Consider the following 11,322-nt stretch of genomic DNA (forward strand, 5'->3'; position numbering starts at 1 on the left):
GATCACATTTCTGTTCTCTTTGCTCAGCTGTGACTTATCAACATTTTCTATCACCAGTTCAACCGTCTTTGCTGCTTTATAATCGGCCTGCAGCATGTTGGACGGCAGTGAGACTGTTCCGAATTCCGTTTTGACCTCTATTTTGCGTTCTTCCCCGGAAGCTGTAAAGATTGCAGCCGGAATACTGAGAGCATAGGCTTTGACGCCCTGGACCAGGGGAATATCAACCGCTATTGTTTTGATTCCCTCTCCTTTAAAGGCGTCAAAAGCTTTATTCAGTATATCAGAACTTATTATCGAAGACGCCTGCTTTGTTACAGTATCCACAACGGGTGCCGGCAGTTTGACATTTACGGGTTGGCCTGGAACCGTCTGTATGATAGTGGTGGATCCGTCACTTGATGCCGTATTGTTTGTACCGCTGCCTGAGGACTGTCCGCCTCCGCTGTTTCCTCCGCTGTTACCGCCATTGTTTCCTCCATCCGGCGGCGTAGGGGTATCTGTACCAGAAACCACTCTGAAGGTTTTGGAAGCCATAACGCTTCCCTCTCCTGCCTTCACGGTGTATGTGCCAGCAGCGGCATCCACCGGTAATGTAATGGTATCTGTAAAAAGCCCTCCGTCCAAAACATTGAAGTAGAGCTTTGTTGAATCAGGACATATGATAAGTACAGATACTTTATCAAGTGATGCACTGCCTGATATGACAACACTTTCACCGGGCTTTTTGTCCGGAATGTCGTTCAGTGTTACAGAATCTGCTGCGTAGACGCTGTTGCACAACATAACGGTTATGAATACTATAAAAAGCAAACTGCTGATTAATCTTTTTTTCATTATTTTAGCTCCTTGTGTCTAAAGGATATGAACCTGTTACTTTTCCAATTCGGCTTTGTGAATTCCCGGACCAGACAATCCGGGAACTCAATGCCTGAGGAGGATTTACTGATTTAATGTCAGTGCCTCTGCAAGACTTTCAGGAATACTTGTGTCACTGTTCCACTGATCCAGTACAAATACTTTTACCCTGTATGAATTACCTGCAGGATTTACATTAAAGAATGCCGTAATCTCTTTTGCAGAATCAATATTTTGTTTGATTGCCACAATTCCCTTTGGTGTGGTTCCATCCATTAATTGGAACAATACCCACACGGGACCCGGATATGCCTTATCAGCAGGGCTCACTTTCACAGCTGCCTGAATGCCTCCGACTTTTGAAAGTCCCTCTCCGACAGGTGCAATTGTAAACATTGCTTTATCTTCGGGAGTGGTATCAATAACGTTTACTTTCAATATACAATCCTGCCCTTTGCTGAATTGGAAAGTAAGGTTTACAGTGCCTTTGTCCAATGAAGCCAGGTAGGACTTGCTTATAGTTACCTTGCCATCCCCGGCTCTATAGTCCGTATCGGCCTTCAGGACCTGCTCTCCGTTTTTAATTGCTGTTAATGTATTTCCATTCAAGGTCATATCAATCACGGCATCAGTTTGCGCAGCCGTATTCCTGTCAAACACAATTGAGGTTGGTGAAATAGAAGAATTTGAAATACCTCTGTCGTTTACGGCAAATGCCTTGAATTCATATATACCGACCCCACTGGTGGGCTGGGGGATACTCAGGCGCATATATCTGGCAGCTGCCGTCTTTTGGTCGTCATTTGTCTTCTTGGTTGTAAAACTGCCTGTTTTGTCCGCATATACCGACCACGAATTTCCATCTGTTGAATACTCTATTTTATATTTATAACCGGAATCCATTTCAAACATGGTACTGGTATGGGTAATTGTGTACACGTCACCCAAATCCACCTTCAGTGACTGGGGCTGATTCATACCGGTCTGCTGTGCCCATCTGGTGGTTTCATTGCCGTCTGTTAAATATTGGGGGCTGAAGCTTTGAGAGGTTGCTTCCACCGGTTTACCCAGGGCAATGTTGATTTCACCGTTTACCTCTGTTACATCTATTTCAAGACTGCTGTTTTTACCTGCACTGAATTCAAAATCAAGGCTGGTCTTTCCCTGTCCGAGTGAAGCCAGATATGATTTACTGATTGTTACACTGTTTCCGTCAACGGTATAATCCTCAGGGTTCAGATAAAGTGTTCCGTTCTTGATGCCTGTCAGGGTATTTCCCTTTAAATCCATGCTTACCGGAATATCCGACTGGTTGGCAGGCTCTTTGTCAAAGGAAGCCTTTGTGGTGCCGATGGATGAATTCTGCCCTGCCGGAGCTCCGAATACGCTTAATTCATATATGCTCGGTCCCATCTCATAAAAGAGTGTAATTTTCATATATCTGGCAGTTACCGGTTTTTTATCGTCTATTATCTGCTGCTGCGTTTTTTCACCATATTTGTCCACATAGGTCTGCCAGGCTTTACCGTCCAATGAATATTCGATCTTATATTTATATCCGCTTGTCAATTCAAACATGGTATTTACTGACGATACGTCATAAACACCCTGTAAATCCACGCAAAGCCAGCCGTCAAGATTCCATTGCCCCTCCTGCTGTGCCCATCTGGTGGTTGTTTTTCCGTCAACTGCCAGCTGGGGTGCAAAACTTCGTGAGGATGATGTGATAGGTTTGTTGAGGGAAATGTTTACCGATCCGTCATCACCTGTTACCTCCACCTTCAATACCGGGTCGTCTCCTGTGGCAAAATCAAAAGTCAGATTATTTTCTCCATCGGGTAATGTGTTCAAATATTCCTTAAGGAAGATTACCCTATCCCAGTACAAGAGGTAATCACGCCCCTCAGTCAGGATTTCGGCCCCATTTTTAACCGCATTTAAAGTTCCGCCGTTAAGAGCCATTTTTACTTCAATATTCTGCTGTCTTGTGGGATTCTTGTCAAATTTGGCTTCAGTTTTGAGAATCAAAGAGTTTGCTTCAGGTATGTTGCCTCCCGAACCCGGATAGATATTTATTTCATTGATACTGCTGCCCCAGCCGCCTTTCATTGTAATCCTGATATATCTGGCAGTAACTTCTTTTATGTCCGTATTGCTCCTCTGTGTGGTTTTTTCGCCTGATTTGTCAACATAGGAATTCCACACCTTATCACCTAATGCATAATCAATTTTATAGTTATATTCGCCAAAATCTAATTCAAACAAAGTATTTATACTTCCGATTGAATATTCTCCGCCAAGGTCTATCTCCAGCCACTGCCAATCCGTATTGCCTTCAACACAGGCCCATCTGGTACTTGCATCACCGTCTACCGCAAATTTTGCAGGATGGTACTCCCTTACTCCTTCGGTGGATGCCGTAACTGCTTTTGCCAGCGCCAGGTTGACAGGTTCTGCCGGTGTGGGCAGCTCTGCCTTTCCAGGTCCGGCCGCCGCTATGATATCCCGGGCCTCCTGCGGCCAATCGGTGCCGGAAACCTTTATATTTCCATAGGTTATGTTCGATCCCGAAATACCGTCAAATTTATCAATGTTGTAATAGTTATATCTGATTATATTGTCATGGTTTGGGGAATTGGCAGCGCTGAATACACCCTCGGTGTTTTCTATAACGTTGCGCTCGGCCATCTTATAGCTGCTTCCGTTATCCATGTATATGCCCATGATGTGGTTCCAGGCCGCCCACGGACCTACTCTCATATTCTTGATATAGTTGTGGTAAAAGTTAGACCTTCCGTCCATCCTGCCCAAGGTATATATTCCTCCTCCATCCTGGAGAAGCCTTACCGAGTCATGGACATAGTTTTGATATACCTGGTTGTTGGTCATTCCGTGGTCAACATCCGACCAGTTCCAGCCGATGGTGATTCCCGTGTATGGCAAGTCACTTATTTCGTTGTTTGCAATGGTCATATTCTGCGGAAGCATTGCCCCGATACCGACCATATCCTTGTAATCAAGGGCTACGGTATCTATTGTGTTATTTGTGATGGTATCGTATAGACTCTGTCCGTCGGGAACCGTATATGAAGGCTCCCTTCCTTCGGTGTCATCCCACAGGTCTCCCACAATACCCATTGCCACTCCGCCGCCGGCATTTCTGATAAAGCTGTTCCAGTCTATAAGGGTGTGGTCTGTAGCTTCATATCCTATAATCCCCCAGCTTCCGGAATATTGGAAAGTGTTGTTTTCAATTGTTATGCTGCTGGTATTTTTTAATTGAAGCATTCCGGCAGGTGCGGTATACCTGGCTGTATTTCGGATTTCCGAATTGTCTCCGCCCGTTACCGTCTGATACCTGAAGCCTGCCTGTACATCAACATATCCATAGCTGGACGGTGCCAACCAATTGCTGTATTTGAAGGTGATTCCGGAAAATACTATGTTATGTACCTTGTTTTCTTTAGAGTTTCCCCTAAAATTGACCAGAGTTTCAAGCCTGGGTGCAATTATTTGCGTACTGTTCATTGTTTGACCGCTTACCGGCTTATAATACAGTGTATCCTGAGCAGTGTCCAGGAACCATTCCCCTTCCGCATCCAGAAGGGACAGATCATTCTCCAGGAAATACGGGGAATCGCCCTGGCTGTGGTGGTTGTATGAAAAACCGCTTTCCGGGTATTTGAAGTCTATAGCCCCTGTAGTGGTATTAAAACTGCCCACACGTCCGCGCACCTGGCTCCAGCTCTGTACTACAACCATTTCAGCAGTACCGTTCAGGGTAATTGCGCTCATTGAAGTAGTACTTATGTCGGACGGCCTTATCTGATACGGATATGAACCGTTGGCCGCTCTGAAGTACGGACCGCCTGTTACTTGGTCTGCCAGATTTGGTTCTCTTGCTCTTATGCCGCGGTCATCATCAATATAAAGCTGCCTGAAATCCCAGTCTACTCCTGTCCTTCTGTATATGTTTTTTTCGTTATCGTATAATTCCCAGCCATTGCTGACATCGGCACCGCCGCTTATAACAGGGTTCGCTCCCGGTGCTGCCGTGTATATAATATTATGTCCATTGGTTCCGGAATCTGAACTGCCAAAATTTAATGTATCATTTAATGTGTATGTGCCGTTTTCCAGATATACATAAATATCACCTGTCATAGAGCTGTTTATTTCACTAACAGCTTCCTTTGCTCTTGCAACTGTTTTGAATGGTTCACCAGAGGTTCCTGAGTCACTGTCATTTCCTGTAGGTGATACATAAAAACTCTGCTGTGTATCAGCGTTGACAGGGTTTATTACCCCTACCGAAAACAAACATGTGAAAAACATGCTTATTGCTGTAAATAAAGCCAATTTTCTTCTCATTTCTTTCCTCCTTTAATAAGTTTGAATCATTCTAAAATCGGCCGGCCCCATTTAGAATCCCCTATATGAAAATTCTAGCATCCGCCGTTAATGCATGTCCATTTCAATAATTCTAGTTTAGATTTGAAAATTGTACTTTATTGTTTATTTTTTGAAAATCAATGTAAAAAACCCCCAAACATTACTGTTTGAGGGATGTATAAATTCAAAAAAACCCCATGGAACAAAATATTCCATGGGGTTTTGAAGTGGCTTTCGCTGAAAGACACTATTATCTCTTTGAGAACTGTGGTGCTCTTCTTGCTTTCTTGAGACCGTATTTCTTTCTTTCCTTCATTCTTGGGTCTCTGGTCAGGAAACCGGCTTTCTTAAGTGCAGGTCTGAGTTCTTCATCAGCCTTTAAGAGAGCTCTTGAAATACCGTGTCTGATTGCACCAGCCTGGCCGGTGAAACCTCCTCCGATAACCTTGCATATAACATCAAACTTTGCCAATGTATCAGTGAGGGTTAATGGTTGCTTAACTATAACCTTCAAAGTATCCAATCCAAAGTAGTCATCCAATGTTCTATCATTAATAAGAATTTTACCTTCTCCAGGAACAAGCCTTACCCTTGCTATTGATTTTTTTCTACGCCCTGTACCATAGTAGTATACCTTAGCCATTATTTTGTCCTCCCTCCATTAAATGTTCAAATCAAGTACTTCAGGTTTTTGTGCCTGATGGTTATGTTCAGTTCCAGCATAAACTTTGAGCTTTCTGAACATTTGTCTTCCAAGACTGTTCTTTGGAAGCATTCCCTTTACAGCTATCTCAATAGCTCTTTCAGGGTGTTTTTCCATCAAGTGCTTGTACTTGACTTCCTTCAATCCGCCTGGATGAAGAGAGTGAGTTCTGTAAAGCTTCTGATCAAGTTTCTTACCTGTCAAAACTACTTTTTCCGCATTCAGTACTATTACATGATCACCGGTATCAACATGTGGTGTAAATATCGGCTTATTCTTTCCTCTCAGAATAGAAGCAACTTCACTTGCCAGTCTTCCAAGCGGCTTGCCTTCAGCATCAATAATGTACCATTTTCTTTCAATCTGTTCCGCTTTTGCCATGAAAGTTTTCATTTCTTAACACTACCTCCTTAAAAATCTATACTGTCTATGTCAAACAGTGTTTACCGTATACGTGCCTTGGACACTAGAACATTTTAATATACACATTTAACTATGTCAAGTATAAATTCCCGAAAATTTAATTTACCTCTCATTATCTCTCGTTCTTTCTCGATATATCTCGATCACTCGCATATAATCGTTTTTGATTTCACTTTTTTGTTATTAATATAAATCAAGTGAAAAACGGACCTTTATTAAGCATATGCCAGTTCAATTGATATCACAGGTATTCTTTGTCATATTTACGGCCATTCCGGTATAAAACCCATTTTGTGAATATCTTTTTTACATTCAAAATCTACAAAACTATTCTTTACCCTGCTATCACTTTTGCTGTCCACTTTCCATGATTTTTTTGAGCGAGCAATATTCCTGCGGCGGAGATATCCATTTCCGCTATCAAATTGCCTTCTTCAGACCAGAGTGCACTTTTTCCCCCTGCCTCAAGCCCCCAGGACTCCCCGCAAAAGTTGGACATCAATACGGCCATTGAGTGTTTTTCCGCGTAACCGCTCAAAAGACTATGGGCTTCAGCCATGGCAGGCTTTGAAAAGAATATACCGGCAAGATAAATACTGCATTGAGCCCGGCTTGCGTTCCGTACGTGTTCTGGGTTATTAATGTCGGCACATATGGCCAGACCAATCTTCTCGTCTTCCAGCTCAATAACAGGATTGTAACTGAAGCTTGAAGAGAAGTATTCTTCCTCTCCTCTGTGCAGAAACTGCTTGGTATAGATTGAAACAGTATTATCCGGAAATATTATAAAGGAACCGATATATAACCCTGAGTCCAATCTTACAGGTGCACCTGCAATTATTATGATATTAAATTTGCAGGCCAATTCACGTAACTTATTTAACCGCGGATCATCTTCTGTAAAAGAAAGCTCTTTTGCCGCTTCCCTTACATAGCCGGTGACAGACATCTCGGGAAATGCGATCAAACCGGCTCCATGCCGTGCAGCCGCTTCAACCAGTTTATAATGTGCCTTCAGATTTTGATCAATGTCCCGGTCTTCAGGTCTTATTTGCGCAACCGCAATATTCATCCTGCCCTCCATGTTTTCAATATACTGACTTCATAAAATAAGAGCAACTCCAAAACAAATTGCACAAATTGTATTGCCTCACTTAAAGCGGTTTTGCCATCATCGGCAATTTATCTCAATTGTTTTTAGCCGTGCATCTTATTTTATGAAGTTGCTCTCGCATACCAGTTGATTCCAAATAGAGTTATCTGTAAAACAATACAAAATTTCAATTAGCACAGCAGGTTAAATTAATAGTATATCTCCATCAGGTACAACCCCTGCGCCGGAGCTGTTTTCCCGGCATTCGTGCGGTCAAGCCCGCCGATGATTCCGGGAATATCACTTTCCCTTAGCTTTCCCATTCCCACATATATCAATGTACCTGCAATTATCCTGATCATATTGTATAAAAAACCGTTTCCGCTCACCTCAAGCTCAATCAGCTTATCTTCTTTCCTGCTGACGTTCATACTGTAGATTTCACGGACAGTACTGCGGACTTGCCCGCCGGTGGCCTGAAAAGCTGCAAAATCATGCTCCCCTACAAAATGTGCCGCAGCTTTTCTCATTTGTTCGAAATCCAGCTCCGGCCTCACATGGCATGCTCTGTTGCGCATCAGGGCCGACTGGTGCGCCGAATTGCAGATAAGATATCTGTATTTTTTGCCCTTTGAGGAATATCTGGAATGAAAGTCCTCAGGAACCTCCTCTGATTTTTGAACCACTATATCCCTGGGTAGCAAATTGTTTAAGGCATAGGAGAACTTTTCACCGGGGATGGTTGAGTCTGTAAAAAAATGCGCAACCTGTCCATAGGCATGAACCCCCACATCGGTCCTGCTGCAGCCGGTAACCCCGGTTTGCACTCCCAGAAGCTGCCTTAAGGCTTTTTCAACGTGTTCCTGAATTGTAACGGCATTTTTCTGGATCTGCCAGCCGTGGTAATTGGTTCCGTCGTACTCTATTATTAATTTGATATTTCTCATGTCCTTAGTCCTTTTCACCTGATCAAATATCCAACTACGAAATAAAATACCGCTCTGTTGGAGGTTTGTCAAATTAAATTTAACGTGTTGTACTAATTAGTTGATCGATTTTGAAGAAAAATTGTTTCTGATTATACCTATACTTCCGTACCAACTTCAAGCAATGATGGCACACAAAGCGCTTACTTGAAATAGTACGGTTCAAAACAGGTATTTTCTTGCCGTCGCAGCAACTCGACCATCCGGGTCTCGCATGCTGCTCAAAGTGACCTCCTGTCACTTTGCCGGCTAAAATACTTGTTTTTCACCTACAAATTTCAGCAAGCACTTTTACCGTGCTATCATTGCTTGAAGTTGTACTCGCGTACCGGTATAATCAATATGCTTTATTTAACTGTAAAACTGAGATTAACTAGCACAACAAGTTAAATTTAACAAAGACTGTAAACAAACCCTGCTGATGTGGAAAAACCCATGGAACACAGTATATTCTCTGCAATTTCCATGGGCTTTATTTATATATCAACCGTTCCAAAGCTTATAAATTCCTACACTCCTAAAATAAGCGGCAGCGCATCTGTCAGGTTGTCGAAGCTTGACAGTACCAGCGGTCTTACACCGCTGCGGCTGATATTACCGCCGTTTATGCCAAGAGCTGAAAAACCTGCCAGGCGTATTGACACTATCCCCGCCGAGGAATCCTCTATACCTATTACTTTGTTCCTTTGGGAAGGTTCAATTCCCAGACCCACCCTGGCAGTTTCGGCATAAAGCCAGGGGTGGGGTTTCGGAGTCAGTTCCCCCAATGTACCGGTCTGTCCTTTTCCCAATGCCTGTCCTGCCGTAATAATGGCATCGTAGAAGTCCAGAGGATCACCCATACCAAGTGTGGTAAAGGCGGATAATATCTCCGGCCAGGCCTTTTCGTACAGACCTGACGTCACCAGGCCCACCTTTATCCCATTTCCTTTTAATTCATAAAGGAATTCCTTAAGCCCCGGGCTGGGAGTAAATGCGTTGGCACGTCCCCTGCCCTCGGTTATTTTTTTCATTTCCTCATGGGTTATGCTGTAATAATATTCCCGCGCCAGTTCCACGCTTTTACCCGGGCAGTACTTGTCTATACAGTATTTCAGATGCTCTGAAACGGAATGTCCCGACACATGAGGCTCATCTGCCGCTTCAAGTGTAAATCCGGGATTATTCAGAAGCCTTGCGGTGGTCTGTTCTATGATCCACATCCAGAAGGCCTCACTGTGTACGCTGGTTCCGTCCAGGTCCATCAATACCGCCTGGGCCGGACCGTTAAAATCCGATTGGGGCAGCGGGTATACGGCAGGACTTCCCATTGAGGATTTTACATATACCAGCGATTTATCCTTAAAAACTATTATTTCTATTTTCCTGTCAAGAGGAGTCAGTATCCTTTGCACTCCCTCATGTCCTACCTTCCACATGCCGTCTCCGCCTGCGGACAGATCGATGAAATCCCCTCTGAAATCATCCTTTATATATCCCAGACCGGGAATTATTTCAGACATTGCTCTTCTCCCCCACTTCCAATTCCAATGTTAATATTTTGTTTGGCCCGGCTTTTATTTCGAGTTTGTCAGCATTTACCGGTTTCAATTCTTCCATTCTTTCTTCGTTCATATTGGTTAACCAGGCTTTTGAAATTTTTGAGTAGAATTTTATAATTCCGTCAATGGTTTTATTCGTGGGATTGAATACTCTCAGAATTATGCTTTCCCTGTCTTCAGCCTTTTTTAAGGCCGACATGATAAGATTTGCAGGCTCTATGGAATAAAAGCTGTTTTTCAGGCCAAGGCAGCCTTTTTCGTTTCTGCTTGTCTGAACGGGCTTCAGCGGTACATTCAGACTTGCAGCCTCCCTGTATACGCTGGCCTGGACCCAGTCCTCCTTGTGCGGGTATATTGAATATTCGTAACAGTGCATGCCGAGGCTTTGCCCGCCCTTTTGCCGTGGAAATACTCCTGCCGAACGGAATTCGGTACAGATTATGTTTCTTACACCCCGCAAAAGTGTGAGTGCCAGTGTACCTCTGTCATTATCCATAGCCTCATACTCCGTCAGGCAATTATTAACTACGGCAAAGCCATGCTTTCCATCGTCCAGATCAACAAAATTCTGCTGCGGCAGAGTCTGCATTTCAGGCCAATACTCCCCCTGAGCGTCTTTGACAGGCGCCACAGGTCTTTTGTCCACAGTAAAATGTCCTGCCGCATTTGCGTTCCGGGCTTTTATCCCCGTATCAAACATTACCCTGAATCTGTGATCCTCGATTGTGTTATTTAAAACAAGCTTTATATCAACTTTTCTGGAGTCTCTTTTCAGAGTATAATAAACTGTTGCGGTAAGTTCTTTTTCTTCATCTGCTCTGCGACTTTCGCCTCTGATTTCATTTTCAGGGCGGAGTGCATGGGCAGGCAGCAGCATTTTTATTTCGGCTGCAACAGTTGCACTTAAGGGGCCGTTGTCAGCCACCCAGATCCTGGCCTGTAACCCCTTGCTTGTAAACGTCCTGTTGTGGTGGGGCGGATAATACATCCAGTAATCCCCGTTGTCTCCCGAATCCTCAAAGTAGTTAAGTTCCTTGTACAGCCTGTTTTGTTCCTTTTGAAGGACGTTAATGGTTCCGTTATTCTGAACCTCTACTTTGAGATAATCATTCTCCAGCACATTATCAACCTTAACAATATTGCTGCCCGTGCTTTTTCTCATTTCGGCCCAGAATACCGCTTTTCGGTTAAATTCCTTTGTTGGCACCGCCCGGTACACCTTATAGCCTCCGGCAGGTACCATACCGGTATCGAAATATATCAGGTGCCTGTCGGCATAAAAAGGCAGGGGTCTTGAATGCAGATCATTAACGGGGACAACCTCTT

Annotated in this window: 7 protein-coding genes and 1 pseudogene; all 8 read right to left on the reverse strand. The window is 43.7% G+C overall.

Annotated elements, in window-relative coordinates; translation table 11 throughout:
• A pseudogene (locus tag CTER_RS02060) lies at positions 1-837 on the reverse strand (hypothetical protein); the annotation flags it as partial.
• Between the two features lie 105 nt (positions 838-942).
• Positions 943-5,229, reverse strand: a complete 4,287-nt coding sequence (locus CTER_RS02065; RefSeq protein WP_004623367.1) for a X2-like carbohydrate binding domain-containing protein — start codon at positions 5,227-5,229, stop codon at positions 943-945.
• Positions 5,230-5,500: 271 nt separating this feature from the next.
• Positions 5,501-5,893 carry a 30S ribosomal protein S9 gene (gene rpsI, locus CTER_RS02070; protein WP_004623353.1) on the reverse strand — a complete coding sequence of 131 codons (393 nt, stop codon included), beginning with the start codon at positions 5,891-5,893 and terminating at the stop codon, positions 5,501-5,503.
• A gap of 18 nt (positions 5,894-5,911) precedes the next feature.
• Positions 5,912-6,346, reverse strand: a complete 435-nt coding sequence (gene rplM / locus CTER_RS02075; RefSeq protein ID WP_004623369.1) for a 50S ribosomal protein L13 — start codon at positions 6,344-6,346, stop codon at positions 5,912-5,914.
• 364 nt (positions 6,347-6,710) lie between these two features.
• A complete protein-coding gene (locus CTER_RS02080) occupies positions 6,711-7,448 on the reverse strand; it encodes a carbon-nitrogen hydrolase family protein (protein ID WP_004623365.1) in 738 nt (245 codons plus the stop codon).
• A 230-nt stretch (positions 7,449-7,678) separates the two neighbouring features.
• Positions 7,679-8,416, reverse strand: coding sequence for a tRNA pseudouridine(38-40) synthase TruA (truA, locus tag CTER_RS02085; RefSeq protein ID WP_004623360.1), 738 nt, complete (start codon positions 8,414-8,416; stop codon positions 7,679-7,681).
• A gap of 548 nt (positions 8,417-8,964) precedes the next feature.
• The gene (locus tag CTER_RS02090) at positions 8,965-9,957 is read right to left on the reverse strand and encodes an HAD family hydrolase (RefSeq protein ID WP_004623363.1); all 993 of its coding nucleotides are present in this window, start codon (positions 9,955-9,957) and stop codon (positions 8,965-8,967) included.
• A partial coding sequence (locus tag CTER_RS02095) for a glycoside hydrolase family 38 C-terminal domain-containing protein (protein WP_004623357.1) occupies positions 9,950-11,322 on the reverse strand: 1,373 nt, incomplete at its 5' end. The genes CTER_RS02095 and CTER_RS02090, both read right to left, overlap by 8 nt.

It is taken from the genome of Ruminiclostridium cellobioparum subsp. termitidis CT1112, from assembly GCF_000350485.1.
GTDB classification, from domain to species: domain Bacteria; phylum Bacillota; class Clostridia; order Acetivibrionales; family DSM-1351; genus Ruminiclostridium; species Ruminiclostridium termitidis.

Bases quoted from the DNA above. Each gene is read 5' to 3' on its own strand.
- CTER_RS02090 (WP_004623363.1), bottom strand. From the start codon at position 9,957: ATGTCTGAAATAATTCCCGGTCTGGGATATATAAAGGATGATTTCAGA.
- rpsI (WP_004623353.1), bottom strand. From the start codon at position 5,893: ATGGCTAAGGTATACTACTATGGTACAGGGCGTAGAAAAAAATCAATA.
- truA (WP_004623360.1), bottom strand. From the start codon at position 8,416: ATGAGAAATATCAAATTAATAATAGAGTACGACGGAACCAATTACCAC.
- CTER_RS02080 (WP_004623365.1), bottom strand. From the start codon at position 7,448: ATGAATATTGCGGTTGCGCAAATAAGACCTGAAGACCGGGACATTGAT.
- rplM (WP_004623369.1), bottom strand. From the start codon at position 6,346: ATGAAAACTTTCATGGCAAAAGCGGAACAGATTGAAAGAAAATGGTAC.
- CTER_RS02065 (WP_004623367.1), bottom strand. From the start codon at position 5,229: ATGAGAAGAAAATTGGCTTTATTTACAGCAATAAGCATGTTTTTCACA.